The organism is Peptoclostridium acidaminophilum DSM 3953 (assembly GCF_000597865.1).
GTDB classification, from domain to species: Bacteria; Bacillota; Clostridia; order Peptostreptococcales; family Peptostreptococcaceae; genus Peptoclostridium_A; species Peptoclostridium_A acidaminophilum.
The window spans coordinates 858,169-885,075 of the sequence record NZ_CP007452.1 but is presented as its reverse complement, the minus strand read 5'-3'; the positions used below and the strand labels follow the sequence as shown (position 1 = coordinate 885,075).

General features: G+C 42.6%; 29 protein-coding genes and 2 riboswitches. Of the genes, 3 read left to right on the top strand and 26 right to left on the bottom strand.

Features of this window, described 5'->3' with window-relative positions; translation table 11 throughout:
* Nucleotides 1-43: 43 nt before the first annotated feature.
* The 24 genes from EAL2_RS04405 to EAL2_RS04280 all read right to left on the bottom strand — a co-directional run bounded on the left by EAL2_RS04405 (nucleotide 44) and on the right by EAL2_RS04280 (nucleotide 22,111).
* The gene (locus tag EAL2_RS04405; RefSeq protein ID WP_025435200.1) at nucleotides 44-1,240 is read right to left on the bottom strand and encodes a SpoIIE family protein phosphatase; all 1,197 of its coding nucleotides are present in this window, start codon (nucleotides 1,238-1,240) and stop codon (nucleotides 44-46) included.
* 17 nt (nucleotides 1,241-1,257) lie between these two features.
* Nucleotides 1,258-2,979 carry a [Fe-Fe] hydrogenase large subunit C-terminal domain-containing protein gene (locus EAL2_RS04400; RefSeq protein WP_025435199.1) on the bottom strand — a complete coding sequence of 574 codons (1,722 nt, stop codon included), beginning with the start codon at nucleotides 2,977-2,979 and terminating at the stop codon, nucleotides 1,258-1,260.
* A gap of 192 nt (nucleotides 2,980-3,171) precedes the next feature.
* Entirely contained in the window at nucleotides 3,172-3,945 is a 774-nt protein-coding gene (locus EAL2_RS04395) for a DUF6873 family GME fold protein (RefSeq protein ID WP_158408890.1), read from the bottom strand.
* A gap of 71 nt (nucleotides 3,946-4,016) precedes the next feature.
* The gene (gene grdB / locus EAL2_RS04385; protein WP_084480926.1) at nucleotides 4,017-5,333 is read right to left on the bottom strand and encodes a glycine reductase complex selenoprotein B; all 1,317 of its coding nucleotides are present in this window, start codon (nucleotides 5,331-5,333) and stop codon (nucleotides 4,017-4,019) included.
* Nucleotides 5,334-5,355: 22 nt separating this feature from the next.
* Nucleotides 5,356-5,832, bottom strand: coding sequence for a glycine/sarcosine/betaine reductase complex selenoprotein A (grdA, locus tag EAL2_RS04380; protein WP_084480923.1), 477 nt, complete (start codon nucleotides 5,830-5,832; stop codon nucleotides 5,356-5,358).
* A gap of 84 nt (nucleotides 5,833-5,916) precedes the next feature.
* Nucleotides 5,917-7,203 (bottom strand): glycine/sarcosine/betaine reductase component B subunit, encoded by a 1,287-nt coding sequence (locus tag EAL2_RS04370; RefSeq protein ID WP_025435193.1) that lies wholly within the window; start codon nucleotides 7,201-7,203, stop codon nucleotides 5,917-5,919.
* A 466-nt stretch (nucleotides 7,204-7,669) separates the two neighbouring features.
* Nucleotides 7,670-8,509: a DegV family protein gene (locus tag EAL2_RS04365; RefSeq protein WP_038601759.1), complete on the bottom strand. Its 840-nt coding sequence runs from the start codon at nucleotides 8,507-8,509 to the stop codon at nucleotides 7,670-7,672.
* 27 nt (nucleotides 8,510-8,536) lie between these two features.
* Entirely contained in the window at nucleotides 8,537-9,007 is a 471-nt protein-coding gene (gene trmL / locus EAL2_RS04360; RefSeq protein ID WP_025435191.1) for a tRNA (uridine(34)/cytosine(34)/5-carboxymethylaminomethyluridine(34)-2'-O)-methyltransferase TrmL, read from the bottom strand.
* A 25-nt stretch (nucleotides 9,008-9,032) separates the two neighbouring features.
* Nucleotides 9,033-9,731: a DUF2225 domain-containing protein gene (locus EAL2_RS04355; protein WP_051489080.1), complete on the bottom strand. Its 699-nt coding sequence runs from the start codon at nucleotides 9,729-9,731 to the stop codon at nucleotides 9,033-9,035.
* A 20-nt stretch (nucleotides 9,732-9,751) separates the two neighbouring features.
* Entirely contained in the window at nucleotides 9,752-11,116 is a 1,365-nt protein-coding gene (locus tag EAL2_RS04350; RefSeq protein WP_025435189.1) for a VanW family protein, read from the bottom strand.
* Nucleotides 11,113-11,745, bottom strand: coding sequence for an endonuclease III (gene nth / locus EAL2_RS04345; protein WP_330375801.1), 633 nt, complete (start codon nucleotides 11,743-11,745; stop codon nucleotides 11,113-11,115). The genes EAL2_RS04350 and nth overlap by 4 nt, the downstream gene beginning before the upstream one ends.
* Nucleotides 11,746-11,750: 5 nt before the next feature.
* Nucleotides 11,751-12,032, bottom strand: coding sequence for a DUF503 domain-containing protein (locus EAL2_RS04340; protein WP_025435187.1), 282 nt, complete (start codon nucleotides 12,030-12,032; stop codon nucleotides 11,751-11,753).
* A complete protein-coding gene (locus EAL2_RS04335; RefSeq protein ID WP_025435186.1) occupies nucleotides 12,023-12,616 on the bottom strand; it encodes a TetR/AcrR family transcriptional regulator in 594 nt (197 codons plus the stop codon). The genes EAL2_RS04340 and EAL2_RS04335 overlap by 10 nt, the downstream gene beginning before the upstream one ends.
* A gap of 72 nt (nucleotides 12,617-12,688) precedes the next feature.
* Entirely contained in the window at nucleotides 12,689-13,441 is a 753-nt protein-coding gene (locus EAL2_RS04330) for a TatD family hydrolase (RefSeq protein ID WP_025435185.1), read from the bottom strand.
* A gap of 77 nt (nucleotides 13,442-13,518) precedes the next feature.
* Nucleotides 13,519-14,250 (bottom strand): ABC transporter ATP-binding protein, encoded by a 732-nt coding sequence (locus EAL2_RS04325; RefSeq protein WP_242842495.1) that lies wholly within the window; start codon nucleotides 14,248-14,250, stop codon nucleotides 13,519-13,521.
* A 20-nt stretch (nucleotides 14,251-14,270) separates the two neighbouring features.
* On the bottom strand, nucleotides 14,271-15,269 hold the full coding sequence (locus tag EAL2_RS04320; protein WP_025436429.1) for an ABC transporter substrate-binding protein: 999 nt from the start codon (nucleotides 15,267-15,269) through the stop codon (nucleotides 14,271-14,273).
* A 42-nt stretch (nucleotides 15,270-15,311) separates the two neighbouring features.
* Entirely contained in the window at nucleotides 15,312-16,067 is a 756-nt protein-coding gene (locus tag EAL2_RS04315) for an ABC transporter permease (RefSeq protein WP_038601756.1), read from the bottom strand.
* The gene (locus tag EAL2_RS04310; RefSeq protein ID WP_025435183.1) at nucleotides 16,039-16,329 is read right to left on the bottom strand and encodes a thiamine-binding protein; all 291 of its coding nucleotides are present in this window, start codon (nucleotides 16,327-16,329) and stop codon (nucleotides 16,039-16,041) included. Before EAL2_RS04310 ends, EAL2_RS04315 begins: the two co-directional genes overlap by 29 nt.
* A 59-nt stretch (nucleotides 16,330-16,388) precedes the next feature.
* Nucleotides 16,389-16,496: riboswitch (TPP riboswitch) on the bottom strand.
* An 84-nt stretch (nucleotides 16,497-16,580) separates the two neighbouring features.
* Complete coding sequence (locus tag EAL2_RS04305) at nucleotides 16,581-17,414, bottom strand: deoxyribonuclease IV (RefSeq protein WP_025435182.1); 834 nt, start codon at nucleotides 17,412-17,414, stop codon at nucleotides 16,581-16,583.
* A 76-nt stretch (nucleotides 17,415-17,490) separates the two neighbouring features.
* Nucleotides 17,491-18,084 carry an ArsR/SmtB family transcription factor gene (locus EAL2_RS04300; RefSeq protein ID WP_025435181.1) on the bottom strand — a complete coding sequence of 198 codons (594 nt, stop codon included), beginning with the start codon at nucleotides 18,082-18,084 and terminating at the stop codon, nucleotides 17,491-17,493.
* Between the two features lie 190 nt (nucleotides 18,085-18,274).
* Complete coding sequence (locus tag EAL2_RS04295; RefSeq protein WP_025435180.1) at nucleotides 18,275-19,936, bottom strand: nucleoside kinase; 1,662 nt, start codon at nucleotides 19,934-19,936, stop codon at nucleotides 18,275-18,277.
* Between the two features lie 38 nt (nucleotides 19,937-19,974).
* Nucleotides 19,975-20,754 (bottom strand): sugar phosphate isomerase/epimerase family protein, encoded by a 780-nt coding sequence (locus EAL2_RS04290; RefSeq protein WP_025435179.1) that lies wholly within the window; start codon nucleotides 20,752-20,754, stop codon nucleotides 19,975-19,977.
* 7 nt (nucleotides 20,755-20,761) lie between these two features.
* Nucleotides 20,762-21,289 carry a signal peptidase I gene (lepB, locus tag EAL2_RS04285; RefSeq protein WP_025435178.1) on the bottom strand — a complete coding sequence of 176 codons (528 nt, stop codon included), beginning with the start codon at nucleotides 21,287-21,289 and terminating at the stop codon, nucleotides 20,762-20,764.
* Between the two features lie 6 nt (nucleotides 21,290-21,295).
* Nucleotides 21,296-22,111, bottom strand: coding sequence for a DUF1967 domain-containing protein (locus EAL2_RS04280; protein ID WP_025435177.1), 816 nt, complete (start codon nucleotides 22,109-22,111; stop codon nucleotides 21,296-21,298).
* 174 nt (nucleotides 22,112-22,285) lie between these two features.
* Here EAL2_RS04280 and EAL2_RS04275 point away from each other — a divergent pair, with 174 nt between their 5' ends.
* Entirely contained in the window at nucleotides 22,286-22,783 is a 498-nt protein-coding gene (locus tag EAL2_RS04275; protein WP_025435176.1) for an MltG/YceG/YrrL family protein, read from the top strand.
* A 59-nt stretch (nucleotides 22,784-22,842) separates the two neighbouring features.
* Here the strand turns inward: EAL2_RS04275 and EAL2_RS04270 are convergent, their stop codons facing one another.
* Both EAL2_RS04270 and bcp read right to left on the bottom strand, forming a co-directional pair.
* Nucleotides 22,843-24,054, bottom strand: a complete 1,212-nt coding sequence (locus EAL2_RS04270; protein ID WP_025435175.1) for a 6-phosphofructokinase — start codon at nucleotides 24,052-24,054, stop codon at nucleotides 22,843-22,845.
* 8 nt (nucleotides 24,055-24,062) lie between these two features.
* The gene (gene bcp, locus EAL2_RS04265; protein ID WP_025435174.1) at nucleotides 24,063-24,542 is read right to left on the bottom strand and encodes a thioredoxin-dependent thiol peroxidase; all 480 of its coding nucleotides are present in this window, start codon (nucleotides 24,540-24,542) and stop codon (nucleotides 24,063-24,065) included.
* 290 nt (nucleotides 24,543-24,832) lie between these two features.
* Nucleotides 24,833-24,936: riboswitch (glycine riboswitch) on the top strand.
* Between the two features lie 124 nt (nucleotides 24,937-25,060).
* Here bcp and EAL2_RS04260 point away from each other — a divergent pair.
* Both EAL2_RS04260 and EAL2_RS04255 read left to right on the top strand, forming a co-directional pair.
* Nucleotides 25,061-25,939 (top strand): radical SAM protein, encoded by an 879-nt coding sequence (locus tag EAL2_RS04260; RefSeq protein WP_025435173.1) that lies wholly within the window; start codon nucleotides 25,061-25,063, stop codon nucleotides 25,937-25,939.
* A complete protein-coding gene (locus EAL2_RS04255) occupies nucleotides 25,936-26,892 on the top strand; it encodes a radical SAM protein (RefSeq protein ID WP_025435172.1) in 957 nt (318 codons plus the stop codon). Before EAL2_RS04260 ends, EAL2_RS04255 begins: the two co-directional genes overlap by 4 nt.
* Nucleotides 26,893-26,907: the final 15 nt, after the last annotated feature.

Genomic DNA, 26,907 nt, shown 5'->3' with positions numbered 1-26,907 from the left:
CACCACCTTTTAAAAAAGCCACCTGGCAGGTGGCTTATTTGGTTTAGTAGTATTCAGCAGTCACTACTTTACCGAGCTTCTTAAGCTCTTGCTTTATTTCTTTTATTATATCCAATTTGGATGTCAATTCCTCAGGAAAATCAAAATTTTGATGCGCCGGATTTATTCTTCTTCCTATAATGAAATTTATATGGGTTGCGTCGTCAAGCAATACCTTGAGCAGCAGATATACTCCGTTCTTATGCTTGTCATTTTTAAAAAATTCATCAATATGCCTTATATCGTTATTATATTCTTTGAGTATATCAAGCGCTTTTTTCAGTGTGAGTACGCCTTCCGTCACCAGGTCTATGCCTTTTATATAGGCTATCGGCGGAATGTCGGCATTGATATTTTCGGTGTCTACCTCTATGTCCTGGCCTATTTCTCTTGCGACTATCTGAGCCGCAGTTCCGCCACAGACCACTTTTTTGCCGTATGTCGATGTGAGCTTTTTAACTATGGTCTTGTCATCCGCTACGCTCAGCGGCGGCCCTGTAAACAATGTAACATGCTTTGGCCTTACATATTTCATGACAATAACGGTGGCATCGTCATAAGGCTTTTCCTCATATAGATGGTTGCATGTTGATATAATCCTTTTGGCCGTATTTATAGCACTGATGCTGCCTGGTATTTTTGCCACATAATTCGATATGTTTTCTGTGCCCCATGCGTAGTTAAGCATGGCCCCTATCCCCGCGTGAGCCACCCCATCGCTTATAGCTACGATCGTATCTCCGTCGCCGAGCTCAAACTCGCTCTCTCTTACCTTTCTGTTAGCTATTATTACCTCTTCACCCCTAATAAGGCTCGACTCCTTGCCCCTTCTGAGTATTATCTCCGGATTGTCGAAATTGGCGATGTATACCTTGCCCGAATTGAGCATGTGTATTATGGTAAATGTGGAATACGCAAGATTCCTCACTCTGCAAACCGGAAGAGTGTTGATTATAGTGTTTACAACCTCTTCTATGGCAGAACCGCTCTTAAGCATAGTAATAGCTATTTTTGATGTCAACGTCGAGAGTATGTTGGCCTTGACACCTGAACCCAGACCATCTGAAAGGACTGCCATAACTCCATCCTCATATCTTACCATCTCGATACTGTCTCCGCACAGTTCTTCTCCCAACTTGCTCAGGTTAAGGCATGCAACATCTATAAATCTCGGTTCACTTTTGTCAAATGTTCTCTTCATTTACATCAGCCTCTACTTTAATAGTATTCCTGTTCTTTGAGTGCAAGCTCCTTAAGGCTTGAGAGAATTATCTTTGTTTCCGCCGTGCTCTCGCCAAGCAGCGAAGCTATTTCCTGGGCAACCCTCATTTGCTTTTCTATTAGATTCTGGCTTATATCTATTGTCCTGATTTTCATCTCCTGAATCATGCGTTTTTGGCTTTCTTCCTTGGTGTTGTCATTGAGTATGGCGAATATTGCTTTTCTTTCAGTCAGGTATATCATGTTTTCGATGATGTCCTTATCAAAATTCTCCCATCTGGATTTTTGGGAAATTATGTCCTGTTTGCTGTACAGGACCTCCACAAAATCCTTTATGTCCATATAGTCTCCTATATATGAGCCTATAAGCCGCTCCTTGCTTTCTCCAATTACTTTTATCATCGCTTCGTTAATATCAATTATCCTAAAATCCTCGCCCACTATGACAATGTAGTTGGGACTCAGTTCAAAAACCTTGTTGCTCATCCTGTTGAGCCTTTCATGCATGAATATCCTGCAGTTTTTAGGTTCTGACATGCCTTTACATATGGCTATAGCCTTCTCCCTGCAAGTTTTATATCCGCAGGCTCCGCAGTCAAGCTCCTCTATTTCGCTGTTTTTGCCCATGCTGCAAAGAGCTTGTTTTATTTCGCGCTCAGCAGGCTTTATAGTTTTCAGCTTTATAGGAGAAAACTGCCTGACAATGTTTAAGTTTCTGTATGTGCTGTCCAATTCACTTATGTCTGAAATTTCATCTGCTTCAGCCTCAAACTCTTTAAGCTTTTGCTTTCTATAGAGAACTCCCTGCCTGTGCTTGTAATCCGGTCCACCAGCACATGCTCCAGTGCAAGTGCCTATGCTTACGCATATTCCCTTGAGTTCGTCTCTTTTCATGGAGCTTATGAAATCCTTGCACTCCCTTATACCCCTTACATCTATTCCGATCACTTCGCCCTCGGGCGCTTCAACACTGAGCGGATTGTACTGCACGCAGCCTTCCTTTGCCGTCTTGCCGTCAAAATCCTTGTCTTCGAGATTTCGCAATGCTATACCCGAGGAGTGAATCCATCCAATCACTTGACTGAAGGTAAGCACCTTGTCTATATAGTCACGGTTTTGCGACTCCATGGACTCCACTTTCCTGGATATGCACGGTCCTATGTGTACAACCTTTGTGTCCCTGCCGTATTTTTCCTTGAGAAACTTGGCATGAGCTACCATTGGGGAATCTACTGGTATTATATGTTCAAGCAGCTCTTCGTTGTATTTTCTTATAAGCTGTGTAGAGCAGTTGCAGTACGATGATATGAAAACCGCCGCATTGCCCTTTACCTGATTTTTTTTGATGTAGCTTTTTGAGAATTCCATCACGGTATATGCCGCCATGCTTGTATCTTCAATTCTATAAAACCCCAGAGCCTTGAGAGCTGCTATAAACTTGCCTTTGCCCATACCATTGAAATCAGACACAATATGAGGATCAACAGAGGCTATAACCTTGTAGTTAAGCCGTATATACTCCCTCACCTGGCCAATGTCGGACATGATCCTTATAGCGTCATGCGGGCATTCCCTGTAACAATTGCCGCACGATATGCAAAGCTCATCGACTATCTCAGCTTTGTCCTCTTCTATTTTCACTGCCTTCACAGGGCACGTCATTACACACCTATAGCATCCCCTGCAATTTGATTTTACAACTTCGAGGAAATTATCCATCAAAACCATCTCCATGCCTGTATTTAAATATATTTTATAGCGAATATATTTTTTTGTCAAATTTTTATCAGATTGTATTTTTTATCATTCATTCGCATATAATTATACCGTGTCATGAAGTTTATTGTGTATTTTCAAGGTGTATTGGTGCAGTGTGAATTTTGCGATTTATTCGTTTATGCATATCGCTTATTAAATATACTTAGGCTGCTCCTCGAGCAAAGGTATTATTGATCCATAATCAGCAAGCTTGAATTCTCCAAGAATCACTATCTCTCTATTTCTTTTTTCTATAAATTCTCTCATGGCTCTATAGCAAGCGTGTTCCGTTAAATCTCCTATAAATGCAATCTCATTCTCTGATATAAGGCCTGAACATCCACCTATAAATCCGTATTCAAATCCCTCAAGGCTTATTCCGCCCTTTTCAATCAGGAGGCTTTCAATTCCAAAATTCATTGCGGCCCTGTGTATTCCCTCATCCGAAGTGATAATCGAGTTCCCGTCTATTACGCATGTCGAGCATTTGCTGTATCCCTGCTTGACATCCACCAGGACATATCCATTTTTTCGTATGTGCTCTAGTATAACAGTGTCTGTATGCCTGAAGTTGTGAATTGCATGTTTCCCCACAAAAGCTACGTTATACTGAATATTATGGGGATAGCTGTGCTGCAGTTCGCTCCTGCCGCATATCACATTGAAGCCGTATATGGAAAGCAATTCTTTGTAGTGTTCAAATGAATCTGGAGCAACCACAATTTCCCTGCCCCCAAGATGGCAAACCGATATGTCAGGATGTCCCGATATCGCCGCATATGTATTTTCAGACGGCTTAGTTTCAATAATCTGGCCGCGTTTTACGAGCATATCTTTCGCCTCATCGGGAGTCCTGCTGTCTATTATGAACATTGTTGCATTCCCTTGCGGAATAAATGAATTTTCTATGAATTTCAATATTTTCACCCCGGACACAAAAATGTAGAGCCTTAAGGCTCTACATTTAATTATAATATAAAATTTAAGATTGTTTCATATTAATAGTTTCTTTCGAATACCGTCTGCTCTTCAACCTCGGTTTGAAGGGCTTCAAGAGCCTTTTCAACTATCTTTCTTCTAAGAGCTTTTTCCTCTTCATGAGAAAGAGCTGGGTTTCCAAGTGGGTGAGGTATTGCTATAGCTGGAACTATTCTGTTGGCTCCAACTGTTAGAGATATTGGAGTAACTGTAGCTATGTGAACTACTGGTATTCCAGATCTTTCTATTTCTTTAACCATAGATGCACCGCATCTAGTACAAGTGCCTCATGTAGAAGTTAGTATAACAGCATCAACGCCATCTGCTACTAGTTCCTTAGTGAATTCTTCAGCGAATTTCTTAGAGCTTGCAACAGCAGTACCGTTACCAGTTGTTGAGTAGAAGTATCTGTGAAGCTCGCCTATTACGCCTTCTTTCTCCATGTCTCTAAGCACGTCTACTGGTATAACCCTGTCTGCATCTTCGTTAGCGTAGATTGGGTCGTGTCCGCCGTGAGCTGTCTCCCAGCCTTCTGAAGTAAGATCATCTATTCCTTGTATGTCATACTTGCCATACTTAGAAGCTGATGAAGACTCTATTCTGTCTGGGTTTCCTTTTGGAACTATACCACCAGAAGTTACTATGGCTATTTTAGCTTTAGACATGTCTTTTATAGCTTTTCCTGGCTCAACCTTGTCGAATGAAGGCATTGGATACTCAGTTTCATACTCTTCGCCTTTAAGCTTCTTAACAAGCATAGCGACAGCTCTCTTAGCTCCTCTGTCTTCTTTGAACATGTTAAACCTGATACCTCTTTCGATGTATCCTTCTGCAACTGGTCCGCCTATTTCTTCGCCTTTAGCAAGCTTCATAGCGAACTTAGCCATTGCTGGAAGAGCTGTTCTCATTGCTGCAGCTGAGTTTCCAGTAGATATGATGTATGCGTATTTCTTGAACATGTCAGCGCCTGGGTTTTCGATGTACATACCAGTTACTGCTGGTATTCCAAGCTCGTCCTGAACAGCCTTAGTTACAGTTGCAGCTGCAACACCGTATCTTCCTGCGTTGAAAGCTGGTCCTGCTACTACTATGTCCGGATTGAAAGACTTGATCATTTCAAGTATTCTGTTTTTAGCTTCTACAAGGTTTTCTCCGAAGTATGAGTCTCCGCAAACTACTGTTCCTACAACTTCAGCCTCATCCTTTATAAGGTTTGAAAGGCTCTGGCTAACTGGCGGAAGCGACTCGGCTATAAAAGGCTCTATGTCAGCTTTTTCTTCTCCACCAACACCTGCGAAGAATTGGTTTATATAATGAACCACTCTAATTTTGCTCATGGTATTTATTTACCTCCTCAGATTAATCGTTATACTTGCCAAACTGTTCTCTTATTGACTTCATTTCAGCTATTATCGAGTCAACGTCAAGAACCATTTCCATCATACCTATTTGCTCATCGTATACTGCTGAGTCTACTGAATCCTTGAATTCCGGTTCAACTGCGTGGAATACTCTTAGTCCCAACTGGACTCCTGCAAGTGGTCCTGCGAATGTAGGGTCTCCTGCTGTAACAGTCTCTGCAGCTAGTCCTGCTGATTCAGCTTCTGCTGCACCAACAAGAACTATCATGTTCTCTGCACCGTACTGCTCAGTAAAGCTCTTAACCCTATTCTGATTCTCTAGGTCCATTGCACCAGCAGCTGTTCAGACAAAGCATTCTGTTGCAGAGTATACCACTTCTGCTCCAGTGCCTTTTAGACATTCTGCCATAGCAGGACCTGGTATTCCGTCTCTGTCACCGATTATGATGACTTTTTTGCCGTCAAATATTGACATACCAAAGTCTCTCCTTTATATGGTTATTTTTTAATTATTTAACTTAACAAATTTCTTTTGCTCTGTTGAATTTTTAATTTGGATTTAGTATCCTTTAGCAGATAGGTATCCGAAGCCAAGCTCGTTTGTAGCTCCTGTTATAGCCTGAATTTCAACTTCTATGCTTCCGTCAGCTCTTAGCGAACCGTCAAATCCGCCTGCTATAGTGTCGATGTATTGAATGTGACCTATAGTCTTGTCCATTGGAGGAAGTACTATTACCATGTTGGCGTTGCCGTTGCTTACAACAGCGTTAGCTCTAACATCAGCATCAGCAAGTGACTGAGATGCTCCGTCTCTTCCTGCGTACTCGTCTGTAGATATTACAGTCTTAACGCCTTCCATTTCTATCTTCTTGCAGTTCATTATAAGGTCTGTATCTGGGTTTCCAAAGCCTTCCTGTGATACTATTGCACCGTCAAGTCCCAGGAACTTGCAAAGCTTTGCTGTCCAGTCTGAAGATCTTTCCTTGTCAGCAAGGTATACGTTTTCGTTTGTTATTATAACACCAACAAAGTTGATCTCTTTTCCGTGCATTGCGTAAAGCTCTTCAACCATCGGGTTGTTGCAGTGTACGTATGTTGGGTTCTTGTCGCATGACGAAACGCAGTTTCCGCTTAGTATGGCTCCATCCATTACTTCTGTTGGGTATAGTATTGTTGGAACTATTTTCTTCGCATCTACGCCGTATACATATGTGTCGTGTAGAAGACCCTGAGTTTGAAGCATGTATACATATCCTACCTTTGGCAGGTTTGGATACTTGGCTGCTCCTTCGAATATTGTATCAGTTTCATATACTTTTACTTCGTCTGGAGTTACGCTTCTTCCAGCTTCTCCAATATATACGCCGGCGTTTAGTCCAACCATTCTCAGAACCTCTTCGTGTCTGTGCTGCTCTATTCCATCTTCTGGCTCAGCTATCACTACAAGGTTTAAAGTCTTCGAGAAAGGAGTATACTCTGCTCCAACACCGCTCATGTCTACTATACCTTCCTGGAATCCAACTACCTTTCCAGTTGTTACTACCGCAGCGCCCTTAAGCACGTGAGTTCTTCCTGAACCTACAGTCTCAACCTTGCTTATTACTCCCGGGAATATTCCGCCAGGTCCTTCAACCTTAACCCTTGGCTCTATAACATCCTTAACAGGAGTTATTCTCACACTCTCTCCTGGACGTGCGATGTCAAGATCTACTGATTTGATGTGTTCAATTACGCTTAATTTTTTAATCATTTCGTCTTTATTTACATAAAGAACCCCATTTTCTACTTTAGTTTGCTCTCCAAACTGGATGTCCTTGATAAAAATATTTCCAATTTCTAAACGCATTTAAGAATACCTCCTCATAATTATAAAGAATTTGGTTCATTTCAAAATCCCAAAATCAGCCGTGCAGTATAGTTTTTTACACGCACCTCCTTCATACAAATTTCAAGCTATTTACATCCATTTATGCTGCTCAATGGAAAAATCACAAATTCACATTAGTTATATACCCTGCGTTGTATTTTTTAAATGCGTGGAATCATTTTGATTATAAAATATATTTGAATCTGCCGTTTACCTCTTAATAATTCAGAAGTTAATAATAATGTTACAGATTAGATGTATATTGAATGAATTGATTTAGAATTGAATATTGAATTTCTCTATACGTATAGTTACCTTTATAGATATCCCTCAAACATCTTTTTATTAATAACTATATAAGTTAGTTTGTCTCAATCAATATCGTTTATAAAACAAAACAAAAAACCCTGTTTGCTATTTTTAGCAAACAGGGCTGCGTTTCAAATTATTTTTTAAGATAAAAAGCTGCTGCTACGCTTGGTCCTGTATGTATCCCTATTACAGCCCCTATCTGTGATGTCTGAATTCTATCCATGTCCATGCGCTCGGCCGCCATATCCTGCAAATTCGAGAACAGTTCCATATCAAGTCCATGAGAAATCGTTATCTGCTCGGGAGATTCTCCCGCTTCCGATATGATGATATCCAACATCTCTTCAAGAGCCTTTTTTGTCCCCCTTACATTCTTAAGGTGCTTTACTATTCCATCTTCGAGTGTCAACAAGGGCTTTACATTTAGTATTGTGCCTATTGCGGCTTTTGTTGCAGAAAGCCTGCCTCCTCGCTTTAGATAGTCAAGCGTGTCTACTGTAAATAAGCACCCCATGCGTTCCTTCATGCTCTGCGACCTTTTCAGTATCTGCTCTGGATTCTTGCCTTCCTTGGCCATTCTGGCAGCCTCGACTGCAATCATTCCGCTGGCATAGCTTAAAAGGTATGTGTCAAAAACGTGTACCTCTTCACTGCCTACCGCATTTTTTGCAACCAGTGCAGACTGGAAAGTGCCCGAAGCCCTTGATGAGGAACCTATATATATTACGGTGTAGCCTTCATTCACATATTTCCTGAAGGCTTCTTCAAATTTCTGTGGTGTTACTTGAGATGAAGTGGGCAGCTTGCCTGATGCTTCGATTTTTTTGTACATTTCTGCCGGAGTGATTTCAACTCCATCCTCATACTGAGCATCATCAAATATTATGGTCAGTGGCATTACTTCAATGTCAAGCGCCCTGGCTGTCTCTTGCGGTATGTCTGCTAGGCTGTCTGAAATAATCTTAATATCCATTATCAATCTTCTCCCCGACTTTCTCAATTATTCCAATCCAGGATAACCCAGCTGTCTTAGCGCTTCATACACGACTATGGCCACGCTGTTTGAAAGATTCAGTGATCTAGCCTTTGAATCTTTAAGCATGGGAACCCTTATGCATTCATCTGCGTTTTGTTCCAAAAGTTCCTTAGGAAGACCTTTCGTCTCCTTCCCAAAAACAATAAAGCACTCGTCCTTGTATTTGACATCGCTATGCCTGTTTTGGCATTTAGTGGTGGCAAAGTGATATGACGAACCAGGAAATCTGACCTTAAGCTCTTCAAAGCTGTCATAGTAATTTATATCCACCATGTCCCAATAATCAAGCCCGGCCCTTTTGAGGTACTTGTCGTTCATTACAAAACCAAGAGGTCTCACAAGATGCAGCTTTGCACCTGTTACGGCGCATGTTCTTATTATGTTTCCTGTGTTTTGAGGAATTTCAGGCTCCACAAGCACTATATTTAAAGGCATACTAGCAAATCAACTCCCAACTTTGTTATTCGGCAGGCTTTGCCGCCTTGTAATACTCTGCAGCTTTATGCCACTGCTCTCTGGCTTTCTTTTTTATATGAATTGATTTTTTTACATTTGGGTCGTTAATCGCTTTGTCAAACCATTTAATCGACTCCCGAAAATTTCCGCATCTTCTGTTTAACTCCCCTATGAGGTATGAAAGCTTTGCTGAATCCATACCGCCTATTGGGAAATCTTCAGCCGAATATGCTTTAGCATAAAGCTCAAGCGCAGATTTCATGAATCTCGTTTCGCTCGCAGTGTCGTTTTCATACCTGTAAAGCCATGCTATCATAAGGCACAGTACGGCCTTGTTAGAATATTCCTTTTGAAGAAGCTCCGCCTGATACAGCGCCAGCTTGTATATTTGCATGGCTTGTGCTATATCTCTTTTGCCTCCATAATCTCTTGGAGTCCATTTGGGCGTAACCTCTTTTTTTATTTTGTCTGCCCCTGCTTTGCTTATGCTTTCAAACCTGTTTTCAAACTCAACATAACCGCATTTCCTGCACACCCAGAGTGCATAAAAATATGGGTTTTCCGAATTGTAGTGAACGCAAAAGTCCGCATCGGTACTCTGGACTCTCATAGCTGAACGCCTGAGCTTCTTTGTGCTGAATTTTTCATTGCACACCGGACAATATACCTGTTTATCGTATAGTTCTTCAATGTTACCGTTCAATTTTAGAGCTTCCCCCCATGCTACAAATTGGTATGTGACTCTGCTGCTTCAGTTTGCTCCTGGTTTTCCTGCGCCTCCGCCTTCTTAGTCCCTATAACTATCACCTTTTTAGCAGGAGGGTAGTAATCGCTGGAGAGCTGCTGTTTTTTGCCGCTACCATCAATAAATGTCCTGTACGCCTTGACCTTGAAGCCGTCCCTTCCGCTGTCCTCTATACGCTGCTTGCCTTCCGCAAGTTGGGCGTCGTATTTTGTTTCAACTCCTCTTTCTATTTTTTCAATCAACTGCGTTTCAATCTTAACAATTCTCCTGTCTTCAGGATATCCATATATCTGGGCTGTGATTGTGCCTCCATAAGGAGCTATGTTTATATACACTGGATTTTTGAGAGTATTTTTGAACTTGAAATCTATGCTTCCGTAGGAAACTGTAGCATCAAGCCCCATGTCTGCATACGAAGAAGGAATAGAATGGTTTCTTCTTTCCACAATATCAAGGCCCGTCCTGATTACTGCATTATAAAGAGTCGTGGACACCTGGCAAACCCCTCCGCCAAGGCCGTCTTCAATCTTGCCCTTTACTATGATAGGCGCCATCTTGTATCCGTTTTGAATGCTTCTTTTGCCTGTAACCGCATTGAGCGAAAAAACATCTCCGGGCATTACAACATGCCCACTAACGCTGCTTGAAGCAACCCTTAGATTCTCAGACCTTTCCGCGTTTGAAGCATTGTACTTTGTGGAATGGGCTGCAAGCACTGTGCTTATGCCTTTTATCTGGTCATACTTTATTGCGGCGCTCAGCACATTTGTTGGTATCTGCATTGATTTTTCTGCAGATTCGTATCTGAGTACAGATTCTATCATACCCGTGAGCTTCTCCTTTTCAACCTCAAGCCCGTCTGCTTCCCTTGTGAAGCTGGCTTTGCCGCCGGATATCCTTATGGTCGCATCCTTTGGAGAATAGTCTATGTCCTTTGAAATATTACCCACAACACTTGCTACAAGCTCGGGAGAATACTCCGAATTCAGCTTTATATGCAGGCTCTTGCCTGTGAGCGATCCAATATACTCCATTACACTTTCTCTGCCGTATATATATGCCTTGCCGACCGCTTTTTCAGTGTCTATTTTGAAGCCCAGCTCCTGCGGCGTTATTTCATATGTCTTTTCGCCATGCGTGAGTTCAAGCTTGTCTATCGAATACTTTCCTTCAACGGCCTTTGCCGCCGCAATTTTGTCCATTTCTCCCACATATACCTTGTCTATATATACGCCCTTTGCTATGAGTCCTGAATTGCCAAAAGAATGGTGGATCGTAGAAATTGTTATTATGGGCAGGGCTAGGACTATGCCTATTATTGCAATAAGCAGCTTTTTATTCAACTCTGTTTCCTCCCTTTGTTATAGTATTTGCAGAATTGACTTATGCAGCACCCTTCGCACAGCGGCTTTCTCGCTGCGCATCTTCTTCTTCCATGAAATATAAGCAGATGGTGTGCAAGTGACCACATACTCACTGGTATTGCTTTCATAAGCTCCCTTTCAACCTCGTCTGGAGTGTTGCCGGATGCCAGGCCTATTCTCTTTGAAACCCTAAAAACATGAGTATCAACAGCTATCGCCGGCTTTGAAAACGCATTGCTTAAGACTACATTTGCTGTTTTTCTGCCTACGCCGGGCAGCTTTAAAAGCTCTTCGATCCTGTCAGGGACATTGCCTGCAAAACTTTCTATTATCATCTGAGATGCACCTATTATGTTTTTTGCCTTATTCTTGTAAAATCCGCAACTCCTTATGAGCTCCTCGAGTTTCTCAAGCTCCATAGATGCAAAATCATCCGGCTTGTTGTACATCTTAAAAAGGTCGCTCGTTATAATGTTCACCCTTACATCAGTGCATTGGGCGGAGAGTATCGTAGCCACAAGCAACTCGAATGGAGTATTGTGGCTTAGCTCGCACTTTGCGTCGGGATATTCACTTGCAAGTATTTCCAATATATGTTCTGAATTCACTTTTATCACCAAATCTCCATTTCCATATTTGTAATTTCGACCCTCTCATCATTATCTATGAAGTCGACTATTTTATTGAATACCTCGTTGATTTGGCTTTTGGAATTTGATACGCACGAAATGCCGATTTCAGACTTATTCCAGACGTCATTTTGTCCAACCTCAGCGACAGATATGTTGTATCTGGATTTTAGCCTGTCTATTATGCTCTTTATGACCTGCCTTTTGTCCTTTAGAGAATATGCATGAAAAATATAAAGCTCCAATGTACACACGCCTACAAACATTTCTTTTCCAGCCCCTTGAACATGATGCTTAAAAAAGTATCAAGCGCGCTCTCTTTTTCTTTCTCATAGTCGGCATCCTCCATATGGCAGATGTAGTGGCTCAAGAAATGCAAACCACCTATATACATCAGCGTCGCATACTTGGGATTTATGTCTTTAATCCTGCCGCTATCTATACCTTCCTGCATGACTCCCTCAAAATATTCCAGCATTTCATTTCGTATTTTTTCCAGCCAGCCCATAAGACTCTCATCAAAATTCGAAAAATTCTTGAATACAAGATTTTCTATATCCTTGTGATTCTTTATGATTTCGAATTTGACGCGCGCCAATGCTTTTAGCTTTTCGTCAAAATCCATATCCTCTGATATATTTTCCTGAATCAGCTTTCTAAAGCCCATTGCCATCTCTTTTATCATGGTTTCAAACAGCTCTTTTTTGCTTGAAAAATAATCGTATATGGTTCCCTTGCCGACTCCAGCTTCATCTGCTATGTCTTCCATTTTTGCATTGTGGAAGCCTTTTTCAGCAAACACCTTACGGCTTGCATGAATTATTTTCCATTTTGTATCGGCAAATTGCATAAACTCCTCCCCTGAAAATCTTAGGTCTCCAAAATAATATATCATAAAACACAGGCACTTTCATATCCATTATTAGAAAAAGCGCTTGTATAGTCTGCAGGTGTTTTCATATGCCACACTCTCCACACGACTCAGGCTTATTCCCCTCTTATTTGAAATATGCCTTGCCACTGACCGGACCATGGCGGGCACTCCAACTTCACCCGCGTATTCCCATGGTCCATCGCTTTCAAACACCATGTTCTCAAGCGGCACCTTGTCAACGAAATCATCGTAAGCTTTGTTGCAAAGGACATCAGGCCCTACAGACACGTAATACCCCTTTTCAATCAGCCTTGAAAGCGCCCTTTCTTCGCCTTCAAACCAGTGGAAAAGAGCGGATTCGATGCGATACTTTTCAAGCAGTGCCAGCGCATCATATGCAGTGGCTTCTATAGCATGGAGAACAACCGGTTTTTGAAGCCTTGACGCCAAGCTCAAGAGCTCATCAAGCACATGGAGAGCTCTTTTGTAAACGGCCTTTGCCTCCATCTCGTCCATTCCCTCTAGCGAGTAGTATGGCAGACCTATCTCGCCTATTGCTACTATTTCATCCTTGTTCTCCTCTATCTGTCTTTTGACAGCTTCAAGCTGATTAAAGTTTCCGCTGTATTCAGGATGTATGCCGAGTGCCGCATAAAAACCCGCATTTTGTCTGCAGATGCTCAGCAGCTTCTCGCCCGATTCGAAATCGATTGCAGCCCCTACTACAGCTTTGACATCATCATTTAGCAATCCATCGATATTCTTATATTGGTCTATGTGGCAATGGACATCTATAAACATTCCAATCCTCCCAATCATCCCATATAATTAGACAAAATGCCGCATAGCTGCGTTTGACTGCGGCTTGCGGCATTTGACTACAAAGAATTCATCAGTATTTTCTTGTATTCCAAAAATTTCTGGCTTATCAGGATTTCTTTTGTCCTTGGCCTTTCAAAATCGATTTTTATCTCCTGCAGCACCCTGGCCGGCCTTTGCGTGAGGACATATACCCTGTCCGAGAGGAATATCGCCTCTTCTATGTCGTGGGTTATAAACATTACACTTCTTTCGAACTTGCTCCATATGTCAAGCAGCCAGTTTTGCATTGCAGTCCTGTTGATGGCGTCAAGCGCTCCAAAGGGTTCGTCAAGCAGCATTATGTCGCTGTCTACCAGCACCGTTCTAAGAAGCGCAGCCCTTTGCCTCATTCCGCCTGAAAGTTCATTGGGATAAACATTTTCAAAGCCATCCAATCCAAACACCGGCAGCAGCTCTTTGACCTTTTCTCTTGCCTTGCTTTTTTTTTCGCCCTGTATTTCAAGCGGTATTATGACATTGTCTATAACGGTTCTCCATGGCATGAGCAGATCTTTTTGATGCATGTAGCCTATCCGCTTTTCGTAGTCCGAAAGAGGCATGCCGTCTATTTCCACCTCACCCTCGTAGCCGTCTACTAGCTTTGTAAGTATGTGAAATATTGTGGACTTGCCGCAGCCGCTGGGTCCTATTATGGATATGAATTCACCTTCGGAGACTTCAATGTTAATATCGTCAAGCACCTTAAGGTATTCTTCGTCCATGGAAAAATCCTTATGCACATTCCTCATAGAGATTTTGCTGGTGCTCATTACTTCGCCTTTTGAGGGAGGAAATCGTTGGTGAATGCCTTGCTGACTTCGATTTTGCTCTCAATGAGCTTGTTGTCAAAAAGCCAGTCTGTATATTTTTGCCATACCGTCTCCTTCTGATATCCCCAAACGTCCGCATCATCCTTGTATTTGGTACTCAGGAATTCCTGACTTGCCTTTACAAGTTCTGGATTCAGCTCCGGAGCATTATCGAGCAGTATCTGCGCAGCTTCACCCGGATTCTCTATTGCGCTTTCATATCCTTTCGAAGTAGCCGTCATAAATTTTTCTACAAGCTCGGGATTGTTTTTGATGTTGTTCTCGTTTGTTATTAGCACAGGAGTATAGTAGTCAAGCGCTTCGTTCTCTTTGCCAAGATCGATGTAGTTAAGCTCTATCCCCTTTAGCTTGGCCTCTATGCCTGTCCAACCTTCGAATATCCAAGCAAAGTCGACATCTTTTTCGCTTGATGCAAAAAAGTCTGTGGCGCCAGTTGTTAGAATCTGAACCTTTTCAACGTCTCCGCCGTATTTGTCCATCAGCGCTTTGAGTGTGGCTTTTTCTATAGGAGAGCCCCATCCTCCATACCTTTTGCCTTCATAATCCTTTGGAGTCACAATCCCCTTGTCCTTCACCGAGGCAAAGCCCGAGGTGTTGTGCTGTATCACTGCGGCTATTGATACCACGGGAACGTTTTCAAGTCTTGCAAGCGTCACAGATTCCTGATAGCTGACGCCGAACTGAGCCTTGTTGGCCGCCACAAGCTGGTCTGCTGTTCCCTCGCCCGGCTGTATTATCTGGACATCCAAGCCTGCTTCCTCATAGTAGCCTTTATCCTTTGCCACATAAAGACCCGTATGGTTTGTATTTGGAGTCCAGTCAAGAGTCACTACAACCTTTTGAAGCTTGCCCTCATCTTTTGGCTCCTCTTTGGCACAACCTGAGAGCATTGAGAACGCTAGCACTGCCGAAAGCATAATTGAAATAAACTTTTTCATAACTTCTCCTCCTGTCATTTCGATTTTGTATGTTCCTTTTTCCTACTTGTTCCAAGGCATTATTTTTCTGCCCATGAAGTTTATAAATTCGAACACGCCTATGCTGAGCAAAACTATTATAAGTATGTCGGCAAACAGCGCTTCAGTATGGAAGGAATGCATTGCCCTTGTCATGTATACCCCAAGGCCGCTTTGAGCCCCTATCCACTCCGCTATAACTGCGCCCATTATGCTGTATGTGGCAGCTATCTTAAGTCCCGAGAAAAACGAAGGCATTATGGCCGGCAACTTTACCTTTGCGAATATTTGCCAGCTGTTTGCACCCATCACTTTCATCATGCTTATTATGTCCTCGTCTACGGTCTCGAGACCCTCCGTCACGCTGACAGCTATGGGGAAAAAGCAGGTCAGCACAACTATTGCAATCTTTGGCAGCATTCCAAATCCCAGCCATATCATTATGAGTGGCGCCAGCACTATTATTGGCACCGTCTGCGATATTACAAGCACCGGATATAAAGTCCTCTTTACAGACTGCCATCTGTTCATCGAAGCCGAAACAGATACCGCTATTATTATTGAAATTATGTAGCCTATTGACGCTTCAATCACAGTTGTCTTTGTATGCAAAAGCAAAACATCCCTTGAATCTATAAGCGCTCTTATTATTCCGGAGGGAGCAGGCAGCAGATACTTGGGAATTCCCGATATCTTTATGAACACCTCCCACAAAACAACTAGCAGCACTATGAATGCTCCAGGCAGCAGATTACTTCCTGTACTTGCCAATTTTTTCATTCATTGTCACACCTTCTGCTTTATAGTCTATCTTAACCACAGACACGACTCTGCTGGCTCCTTTTTCAATGCAGATCTGCTGGGCCGCCTTTACTATGTCAAGAAGCTCGTCCAGCTCGCCCTCCATTGTTGTTTCCATTGGTCCAACCTCATATTTAACTCCAGTCCTTGCAATGTAATCTATTACACTGTCTACCACCGGATATATGTCCTCTTCGCTCACAACCGGAAGCACCTGAAGACTCACATTTACTGCTGCCACTTTTTCTACCCCCTCTTTTTTGATTTTATTGACAAAAAAACTGCTACCCTCGCCGAGTAACAGTCATGTACGCTAGTTCCCTACGCTGGCATTACCCAGATCAGGTCAAAAGGTCGGAATGTCAAATTCCCTCTCAGCCATTGTTTTCGGCTCCCTGCAACACATATCAAGTTGTATTACATTCTAATTGTATCACAATTTTGTCGCCATATCACGACTAAAAGTATTGGGCACACTTAAGTTGAACTTGTCTACTCGCTATACAGGCTTCTGAGCAGTTCGATCTCCTTTTTGTGCACATCCGGCTCTCCGGGTGTTTCAAGGAAAAGCGGCAGATTTTTAATTTTGGGGTGGTTCATGAAGCTCGAAAGGCCTTCTAAGCCTATAAGGCCCTCTCCTATGTTGGCGTGCCTGTCATTTCTTGATGCGAACTCCTTGAGACTATCGTTGAAATGCACTGCCTTGAGCCTGTCCAGACCTATTATGCTGTCAAATTTTTCAAGCACACCATCGAGATCGCCGATTATGTCATAGCCTGCAGAAAATGTGTGACATGTGTCAAAGCATATTCCAAGCCTGTCGCTTTTTTCTACGCCGTCTATTATTCTCCTTAGCTGCTCGAATGTGTATCCAACTTCACTCCCCTTGCCTGACATTGTTTCAAGGAGCACCCATACTTTTTCGTCTCCTCTTATCACGCTATTCAGGGCATCTATTATCCTTTCCAGCCCTACATCCTCGCCGTCACCTGTGTGGCTGCCGGGATGAAAGCACATGTATTCAATGCCCAGAAGGTCCATTCTCTCTATGTCCTCTCTAAGCATCCTCTTGCCCAGCTCCACTATGTCGGCCTTGCTGCTGGCAAGATTCATAGTGTAAGGGCAATGGGCCAGAAACGGTCCCATGTCATGTTCAACCCTGAGCGCCTGAAATTTCTCGACGTCCTTTTGGTCAAGAGCCTTTACAGAAGCTCCTCGAGGATTCCTTGTGAAAAACTGGAATGTATTTGCTCCAATAGATATTGCAGTTTCTGCTGCCTTTGAAAATCCTTTTGCTATTGAAATATGGGGTCCTATGACCAGCATTCTTTCTTCCCCTTTCGTTGTTCTAGTAATATTAAAAATATGGATATAAAGAAAAAAGTATCAAGCATATTGATACTTATTCTTTAGATATTTTCTTTTCTCTTCTAAGATCCGGAATAGCCATGAATACTATGTTGTAAGGTCTAAGTTTTTTATCTTCAGCCTTTTCCCTTGAAGCCATTATCTCCTTGAGCTTTGCGCTGAAAGTCTCCATAAGCTCCTTTGCCTCATCTTCGGCAAGGTAATATTCATTGTGCATTATAATGTGCTTTGAGTGAATTTCCGTATTTTCTGCCGCTCTAAAGAAATCTCCGCTTACTTTTTCAAATAGAGATATGGATGCCTGATTCAGTGTCTGCGTAACCTCGCTGTCATTGTTTTCCATGCTCTTGTTGAGTATACTCTTGTCTATGACAACCATTTTGGCCTTCGGCAGGTAATATTTTTCGATTATGCCTGACTTTACCCTTTCTTCAACAAGCTCTAGTATTCCTGCGGCAAGCAATGTTTTTATATGATAGTTCACCTTAGCATGAGGCTCTCCCAATATCTCCGAAAGCTGCTTTGCCGACAGCGGCTCATTGTCAAACGCCTCCATAATTTCAAGCCTGTATGGGTGGGATACCGCTTTTATCTCATCTATATCCCTAAGAACAAGTATGTCCTTCACCTCAACTCACCATCCCTCTCAATTTCAAACGCAAATTAAAACGTCATTTTTTCTTTATTACTATACACTGCTAAAGTGACCGCGTCAAACAATAAATATTTTTTCTATATTTTAGTTTTTTTATATATTATACTATTGCCAATTTGCATTGTCAAAGAAAAGCACTGCGGCTGAGCAAGGCTCAAAAGCTTTACATTCCCACTATCCGGCTTCCGCCAATAAACTCTCTCAGTATAGATGTGGGCGGTATATCCAGCTCGTCTTCTATTGGCACGAAATACTGCATAAAGCTCAGCAATCGCTTAGCCTCCCTGTAAACCTCGTGTTCTTTTGTTATTTGGCCAAGCAGCGGCTGTGCATATTTTTTCAGCACAGCCAGTTCATATACCAAAGCAGAATTGAACATTATATCTGCTTCCTCCTGGAAAGGAAATATGTTGTTTTCCTCGCCGCTCCTTACCGACTTCCATAGTCTGAGTGTGCCTAGTGCGTCATTCCCTCTGAAGTGATTATCCCTTACAATACGCCTTATAAGCCTAAGGTCCGTTGTGGGAATTCTATTATGTTCGTCAAGATTCAGCTGAGTTAGCGCGCTCACATACACCTTGAATTTACTCGTATCAGCTATGGCGCTTGTCAGCTTTCTATTGAGAGCGTGTATGCCTTCTACTATTATGGGCTGATCAGTTTCAATCTTGAATCTGTCACCTATGTACTCCCTCTTGCCGGTTTTAAAATTAAAATGCGGCATTTCAACCTCGGCTCCGGAAAGCAACAGCTCGATGTGCTCATTAAAAAGCTCCAGGTCTATTGAGTTTATCGATTCGAAGTCATAGTTTCCTTCATCGTCAAGAGGCGTGTCCTCCCTGTCCACAAAATAATTGTCAAGTGATATCGAAACCGGATTTATGTTGTTGACCCTTAGCTGCGTGAGAAGTCTTCGCGCAAAGCTCGTTTTCCCTGATGACGAAGGACCTGATATGAGAACCAGCCTTGTTTTCTCGGGGCTGCACTTTATCATATCTGCTATCTTTGCGATTTTCTTTTCATGAAGCGCCTCAACCGTTCGAATGAGCTCTGGATATTCTTTATTTCCAATGATACCATTGAGCTCGCCTACGCTGTCTACATCCATTATTCGGGCCCATTCCTGAGTCTCCTTGAATACCTCGGCAAGCTTAGGTTTATATTCAAATTTGTCCACATTTTCAGGCATATCTTTGTCAGGGCCTATTATTACAATCCCTCCATTGCAGTTTTTAAGCATAAATGTCTTCAGGTATCCTGTCGAAGGCACCATGTATCCATAGAAATAGCTGCTGAAATCTGCGCATTTATATATGGTCACATGTGGATTCTCCCTGTATTTGAAAAGCTCTATCTTGTCGATATATCCGTCCTTTTCAAATATATTTATGGCTTCTTGGGTTGTAGTCTTTATTTTTTCAAACGGAATATCCTGCTCAACTAATTCCCTCATGCGTTCCTCTATTTTCAAAACAACCTCGGGACTTACATGGTCGCTGCCTGCAATTCTGCAATATAACCCCTTGCCTATGGTGTGGTCTATTGACACCTTGAATGAAGGTATAATATCCCTGCAGGCCATTATAAATATAAACGACATGCTCCTCATATACGTCCTCATACCATCTGTGTCTTCAAGCCCGAGAAACTTTATCTTACAGCTTTTCTCGAGACAGTCCGTGAGCTCTTTGAGCTCGTTGTCAACAACCGCCAGCAAAACAGGCTTTTTAATGGGCACCTCCGAATTCTCAAGCACTTCAAGCAATGTTGCGCCGCTTGTGTATTCCTTTTCCTCAAGCAATATCTCGACTTTTATTTGGGCCACTGCAATCCCCCCTTTTCAAATAAAAACAAGGCGGCATATCACTCCGCCTCGAACTGTATTCCCGTTAATTCACTTATCCTGGAGATGCTGGATTTGTAATGCGCACTATCCATTTCAAGCACATAATATTCAGTCTCCTTCAGCTTCAGCAAATCCGCAAGCAGCTTGTCGCCAATGCCATGCTCGCTTGAAATGCCCAGGTGTAGATCCCTGACTCCATCGTTTCCGCTGAGATGGACAACTTTTGTTATTCGGCTAAAGCTTTCCACATATTCGTCACTGCATATTAGATTATGTCCCGTATCAAAACAAAATCCCATGTTTCCCAAGCTAAAGGACTCGAAAACACGTTTGAAGTCGGACACCCTTGTGCCCAGGTTGACCATGTCTCCACCCTTTGTATATGAATTTTCGAGAGTGATCATCTCGCCATCGAGCTTCCTTAAAACTCCGCCCAGAAAAACACATGCATTTTCAAGCAAAATCTCCCTACGGCTCCCGGCTAGCCTCTCAAGCGCATATCCCATGTGCATATTGTAGTATCTGACGTTGAATTTGCGACCTATCTCTACATTCGACAATACAAAGCGCTCCCAGCACGCTCGCACTTCGTTCACCCTCTCGCAAGGGTTGAGCTCCATTGGCAGGTGGACTCCCAGCGATATGCCGGCGCTCATTACATGATTGTTTTGCCGCTTTACAAATTCCCAGTCTCCGATATCGTCAATTCCAACTTCAATATGGTTCAAGCCGTTTTCCAGGCAAGTTCCCACAGCCCTTTCAATATCACCCGCAAATGCGCTTATACCCAGTCTCATGACTCACCTAAAAAGTGTTGATCTTGTCGAATGGGAAAAGCCTTACCACAACCTTGCCTATTATGTGGTCTACAGGCACAACACCAACCCTGGAGTCCCTGCTGTCCATGCTGTTTGGCCTGTTGTCCCCCATTGCAAACACATAGCCTGCCGGAACTTCTATGTCCACACTTCCGTCTGTGTAGTCTCCGTTGATGTAGCCCTCTTCAAGCAACGTTCCATTTAGGTACACTTGACCCTGCGCCACTATTATCCGGTCCCCCGGAACTGCGATAATCCTTTTTACAAGATCTTTTTTCTTTCCGTTTTCCTGAAGAAGGTCCGACTTGAATACGACAATGTCTCCCCTGCTAGGATATTCACCGTTGTAGGCTATCCGGTTTATAATCAGATAGTCATTTTCTTCAAGCGTTGGGAACATTGAAAACCCCTTAACAAGCGTAGGCCTTACGAACGATGTTATTACAAACGCTATAATCAGTGATATGGCTATTGTCTTAATCCAGTCTATAACTTCCTTTTTCAAATCACTCATGCTTATCTACATCTCCCTTTTTTGCGCATACCTGTCCAGCATCTCAAGTATCAAATTGTTTATATTATCGTGCCTGTCGACATTGACATGCAAATCCAAAATCCTGCAGGCCCTTACAAAATCACTTACAACCTTTGAAGGTTCCCCGTATATAGCTTCAATATCCTCCCTGCTCACACCCTTGAATCCATGTCCCACAGGGCACTCGTGCCTTAGCTTGATCAGTCCGTCCATATTTTTGGCGTTAAGTATGGCGAGAGCCTCTTTGATGCTCTTGTTTTTTCCCCTAGTCATATTGAGGTATTCGCTTATTCCGCCGCTGAGGCTTCCTGTATATATCCTGTATTTCCTTCTGAGAATATTCATTATTTCATATTTGGTCGGCACATGCACTGTCATGGATATTTGCCTTTTGCCGTTACCGTTGTTTCTGCTTATGAAAAGGTATTTCATAAGAGCTTCCTTGAGCCTGTACACTCTTCCCAAATAGTCTATGTATTCCTCTTTTGAACACTGTATCTTAAGACTTCCTATAAGCTCTGAAAATATAGCAACGGGCTCACCCTCAATCAGTTTGAGCAGATGCTCCTTCATGTCCTTTATCTCCGGCCTATTTTTAATTTCATTAGACCTTATGGACTCCAGCCTTTTTGCAGAAGTCTTAAAGTCAAAACTCACAAGATACTTGCAGGCGCTAACAATCGCCACCAGATCTCCATCTTCGATTCCGCTGTCCCTGAGTATCTCTTCTACGCCATCGTAGTCATACCTATCCAGAAATTTTTCTATAACAAATTCGCTTTTTAAATCCACGCTCCCCACTTCATTTCCCCCTGGTTCGAATAAGCCTCGTATGTTGGATATACCACATAATAGATGATAACATGAAGCCATCTATTGTTCAAAGTTTTTATACCCTTCCCGCATCAAAAAATTAAGTTGAATTTTTCAAGCTATATTGTTATTCTTTATTTAGGCATAAGGAGGTCTGGCACTATGGAAAGAATCAAGGATATTATATATGAGTACAGCGATACAGCCATTGGCTTTATTATAGTTTTTGTAATGGTGGCAGTAATAGGATGGCAGCTTTATAACTGGTTTGAGCCTGCTGAAAAACTTAAAATCGCATCTGGCACGCCGGCGGCAAGCACAAGCGCTGACGGCACAAAAAAAGAAAATTCATCTGATGAAAGTTCATATGAGAATACAGACGATAATACAGCTGACAACAATGATAAAGGCAATGTTCCGAGTGAAAAGTCTGAAGACCGCGAGAAAAACACTTCTGGAAATGTCGTGTTTCAAATCAAACAGGGTTCTTCCTGCGAACAAATAGCCTTCGCACTGGAGCAGACTGGGCTTATAGATTCAAAGGAGGATTTCCTTGAACAGATCATATCAAGGCAACTTGAAAACAAGCTCAAAACCGGAACATACACAATTGAAAAAGGCGAGTCAATCGACGACATAATTGCGACACTCACAAAATAAATTACAGCTTGAAAAAATAAAAAGAGGCAGCTTTCCAAATCAATGGAGCTGCCTCTTTTCTATCGATTGAGCAACTTCTCTACAGGAGGCGCTATGAGCCTTTGTCCATCCCTGAGGCCGGAGCCCACAAGCGGCCTTATATAGTTTTTAAACTCCTCTGTAACATGGTTGCCTGCACTGCTTATGAAACTGTCATCCATAACCTTTATCCTGTTGGCGACATCCTCGAGCCTTTGGAGCTTGTAGTTTATTGCGTAGTCGCCTATCCTGCTCAGCGAAATGGAGCCGTCTCTGTCATGCCAAATAGAAAACTGAGCCGCCTTTTCCCCTGCTTCCCTGGCCTCATACTGGTCCACTTCGGATATGCAAAGCCCAAAAGACCTTTGCAGATACCCGAATGTATCGGATCTAACCCTTTCCGTATTGATTGTTCTTTTGATGTGCCCTACCAGCAGCTCGCCCAGGTCAGTCTGAGAAAGCATCAGATTGCCATGAGCATCTCTTTCAGTGCTCCCAAGTTTTTGAGCTATAGGCACTCCATTTTCGTCAGCTATTCCTTCAGAGACCGCAACTACGCACCTTCCATACTTGTCATACATCTGCTTTACATCGCTGACAAAACTGTCAATGCAAAAATGCCTCTCTGGCATATATATAAGGTGCGGTCCGTCATCCGGATACTTCTTTGCCAGCACAGAGGCGGCGGTTAGGAAGCCTGAGTTCCTTCCCATAACAACCCCTATATGTATGCCCGGAAGAGCTCTATTGTCAAGATTGAGACCGATGAACGACTGGGCTACAAATTTCGCAGCTGAGCCGAAGCCCGGTGTATGGTCGGTAAGCACTATGTCGTTGTCTATTGTCTTGGGTATGTGTATAGCCCTGAAATCATATCCGGATGTCTTGGCGTACCTGTTGACTATGTCGACGGTGCCCACCGAATCATTCCCTCCAATATAGAAGAAATATCTCACATTGTGAGCCTTGAACACATCAAATATCTCCTTGCAGTACTTTTCGTCAGGCTTGTCCCTTGTTGAAAGAAGCGCCGATGACGGAGTCTTTGCAACCTCCTCGAGATTGTGGGTGGTTTCCTGGGTAAGGTCCAGGAAATCTTCATTTATTATCCCCCTTACACCTCCCAGCGCCCCATACACGCGGTTTATCTGTGCGAATTTCCTCGATTCGAGCACCACGCCCACAAGCGACTCATTTATAACAGCTGTAGGGCCTCCGCCCTGTGCTACAACAACATTGCCATTCAATGACATATCATCACCTAACCTTTGCTTATTTCCCCTACATATTCAAGCACTACCTCAGCATGCCCAGGTACCTTGACCTTCCTGTATTCCTTCACTATGTCCCCATTTTTATCTATTACGAATGTTGACCGCTCTATGCCCAGGTACTCTTTCCCGAACATCTTTTTTGGCTTTAGCACATCATAGAGCTTGAGCACTTCTCCCTCTTCGTCGCTTAGGAGTATGAAATTGAGCTCATTCTTTTGAATGAATTTCTCGTGGGATTTTGCGCTGTCCTTGCTCACTCCGATGACAACTGCCCCAAGCTTTTCAAATTCATCCTTCAAATCCCTAAAACCTATGGCTTCAACAGTACAGCCTGGAGTGTTATCCTTTGGATAAAAATAGAGCACTACATATTTACCTATGAAATCCTCCAGCTTAATCTTCTCCCCTGCTGAATCAGGAAGCTCGAAGGCGGGCGCTTTTTTTATTTCAAATGATGTTTTTTTCATATCTTCCTCCTTGTTATGGTTTATGCTTTGAAAGATAGCTTATCTTTACTGTTCATATAGCTATATTTTGATTTTTACCAATACTAATGTGCCGCTAATCATTTAATAATCATATAGTTAGTGTATTCCAAAACCAGTATCCGGCTTAGGCAGGTTTACCTTTTTTATTGCCAGTCTCTGCGATTTAGTTAAACTTTTATTTATGCTTGATTATAAAAAAATAACATTATATTATTTTATTAGAAGCCATATTGCTATATGGCAGATAAATTCAATAATTGCAGTTCCATATGACAAATGCGGGAGATATTCCAATGCGGAATAGCCGAAGATGCAATATAACTGGTGCCAGCCTTTTATAGAAACTTTCAGGCATAAGAACCGCTTTTTGATGGGGCTCTGAAAATTCGAAGACTATTCTTTGAATCTACAGAGAAATGTAATGGCTTTTTTTATTATTGTGCCACTATGTTTCTTTTTTTATTCTTAAAAAACTAATGTGAAATGAGGTTTTAAGTATGAGCATAGAGATACATGACAAAAGCATCGCCTCACTAGTTCAAAGCGCCTGGGAAATACGAAAAAACAACTTCCCGGATACAATTGAGTTTGATGTGCCAGACAAGACAAGGACTGTTAGTGTTACTGGCAATGAGTGCATACTCAACTGCGCACACTGCGGAGGGCACTATCTCAAAAACATGACTCCTATATCGGCTATAAGCAGCCTTTCAGACTATTCAAGCCTTCTCATAAGCGGCGGCTGCGACGAGATGGGCAAGGTGGACATAGCCTCTCACAAGGCTCTCATTGATGAGTTAAAAGAAAAATCCATAAAAATAAATGCCCATGTAGGACTCATAAGCGAAGCTCAAATACAGCAGGTGGCAAGCTTTGCCGACTGTGTTTCCTTCGATTTCCTGACAGATAAGGAAACCATACAACAGGTTTACGGTCTGGGATTAAAGCCCGAGGATTATATCACAACCTATTTAAATCTGAAAAAACATGTCAGAGTTGTACCCCATATATGCATAGGCCTTTATGGCGGTAAAATACAAGGCGAAATAGATGCAATTAAAAAGCTCAAGGAGCTTGGAGCCGACTCGCTCGTTTTCATAGTCTTCATCCCAACTCCGGGCACAAGATATGCCAACAAGCCTGCGCCGTCTCCCGAAGATGTTGCAAAGGTTCTTGCAACTGCAAGAATCGAATTTCCTGACATACCAATACACCTTGGCTGCATGAGGCCAAAAGGCAGAATAAGAGCTCAAATAGATCAGCTTGCAGTACTTTGCGGAGTAAACAAACTTGTGAATCCGACAAAGCCTGCAGTTGAAGAGGCAAGAGAATGTGGACTTGAAATAAAATACGGAAGGGAGTGCTGTGTACTATGATAAGAGTATCTGCAGGAACAGCTCACGTACTTGGACTAAGAGAGATAAAGGCTGATGCCGATCCTACAACGGCTTATCTGCTAAACGGTGAAAAATGCGCAAACAACTGCGGTTTCTGTCCACAGGCAAGGGACAGCAAGGATGATGGTTCTCATCTTTCAAGAATCGTATGGCCTGAATATGATGAAGATGATGTTGTAAACAGGCTTAAAAAGGCCAAGGCCTCTGGAGCCATGAAAAGAGCATGCATACAGTTCACACTCTGCAGCGGCTCTTTCGAAAGAGCAAAATCACTTGCCGCCAGAATAAAAAACGAGGTGGACATGCCGCTTAGCGTTTCGCTGAATGTGCCAAACGTAGAAAATGCAAGAGAACTCATAGAAGCAGGCGCTTCAAGGGTAAGTATTGCACTTGATGCCGCAAATTCTGATTTGCACGCTCAGATTAAAGGCTCTGGCTTTGATGAAAAGAAAAATCTTATCAGAGAGTGCGTTTCTCTATTCCCCGGGAAGATATCAACTCATGTTATAATAGGTCTGGGAGAAACAGAAGAGCAGGCTCTTAAGCTTATCGCAGAGATGCACAGCATGAATGTTTCTGTGGGTCTTTTCGCCTTCACCCCTGTAAGGGGCACAAAGCTCGAAAAACAGTCTCCTCCAGACATAGGCAGCTACAGAAGAGTTCAGATAGCCAACTACATGCTCAAACATTCCATAATAACAGTTGACAAGCTCAATTTCGAAGATGGAAAACTAACTGGCATAGACCTGGCAAAGAACGAAATCGCCAGAGCATTGTCAAACGGCAGGGCTTTTGAAACAGCCGGATGCGATGGATGCAACAGGCCATATTATAATGAGAGGCCAGGAGGAACCATCTACAACTACCCTAGGGCCCTTAAATCTGACGAACTCGCAAAAGCCATTACAGAGTCAGGACTGGATATTTTGTAAATAATAAGGAGATGT

What these genes read in the sequence shown, in the direction of transcription:
- EAL2_RS04405 (WP_025435200.1), bottom strand. Translation starts at nt 1,240, where the DNA reads ATGAAGAGAACATTTGACAAAAGTGAACCGAGATTTATAGATGTTGCA.
- EAL2_RS04400 (WP_025435199.1), bottom strand. Translation starts at nt 2,979, where the DNA reads ATGGATAATTTCCTCGAAGTTGTAAAATCAAATTGCAGGGGATGCTAT.
- EAL2_RS04370 (WP_025435193.1), bottom strand. Translation starts at nt 7,203, where the DNA reads ATGCGTTTAGAAATTGGAAATATTTTTATCAAGGACATCCAGTTTGGA.
- EAL2_RS04365 (WP_038601759.1), bottom strand. Translation starts at nt 8,509, where the DNA reads ATGGATATTAAGATTATTTCAGACAGCCTAGCAGACATACCGCAAGAG.
- trmL (WP_025435191.1), bottom strand. Translation starts at nt 9,007, where the DNA reads ATGCCTTTAAATATAGTGCTTGTGGAGCCTGAAATTCCTCAAAACACA.
- EAL2_RS04340 (WP_025435187.1), bottom strand. Translation starts at nt 12,032, where the DNA reads ATGTTTGTAGGCGTGTGTACATTGGAGCTTTATATTTTTCATGCATAT.
- EAL2_RS04335 (WP_025435186.1), bottom strand. Translation starts at nt 12,616, where the DNA reads ATGCAATTTGCCGATACAAAATGGAAAATAATTCATGCAAGCCGTAAG.
- EAL2_RS04330 (WP_025435185.1), bottom strand. Translation starts at nt 13,441, where the DNA reads ATGTTTATAGATGTCCATTGCCACATAGACCAATATAAGAATATCGAT.
- EAL2_RS04325 (WP_242842495.1), bottom strand. Translation starts at nt 14,250, where the DNA reads ATGAGGAATGTGCATAAGGATTTTTCCATGGACGAAGAATACCTTAAG.
- EAL2_RS04320 (WP_025436429.1), bottom strand. Translation starts at nt 15,269, where the DNA reads ATGAAAAAGTTTATTTCAATTATGCTTTCGGCAGTGCTAGCGTTCTCA.
- EAL2_RS04315 (WP_038601756.1), bottom strand. Translation starts at nt 16,067, where the DNA reads ATGAAAAAATTGGCAAGTACAGGAAGTAATCTGCTGCCTGGAGCATTC.
- EAL2_RS04305 (WP_025435182.1), bottom strand. Translation starts at nt 17,414, where the DNA reads ATGCTGGTCATAGGACCCCATATTTCAATAGCAAAAGGATTTTCAAAG.
- EAL2_RS04290 (WP_025435179.1), bottom strand. Translation starts at nt 20,754, where the DNA reads ATGAGACTGGGTATAAGCGCATTTGCGGGTGATATTGAAAGGGCTGTG.
- lepB (WP_025435178.1), bottom strand. Translation starts at nt 21,289, where the DNA reads ATGAGTGATTTGAAAAAGGAAGTTATAGACTGGATTAAGACAATAGCC.
- EAL2_RS04275 (WP_025435176.1), top strand. Translation starts at nt 22,286, where the DNA reads ATGGAAAGAATCAAGGATATTATATATGAGTACAGCGATACAGCCATT.
- EAL2_RS04270 (WP_025435175.1), bottom strand. Translation starts at nt 24,054, where the DNA reads ATGTCATTGAATGGCAATGTTGTTGTAGCACAGGGCGGAGGCCCTACA.
- bcp (WP_025435174.1), bottom strand. Translation starts at nt 24,542, where the DNA reads ATGAAAAAAACATCATTTGAAATAAAAAAAGCGCCCGCCTTCGAGCTT.
- EAL2_RS04260 (WP_025435173.1), top strand. Translation starts at nt 25,061, where the DNA reads ATGAGCATAGAGATACATGACAAAAGCATCGCCTCACTAGTTCAAAGC.
- EAL2_RS04255 (WP_025435172.1), top strand. Translation starts at nt 25,936, where the DNA reads ATGATAAGAGTATCTGCAGGAACAGCTCACGTACTTGGACTAAGAGAG.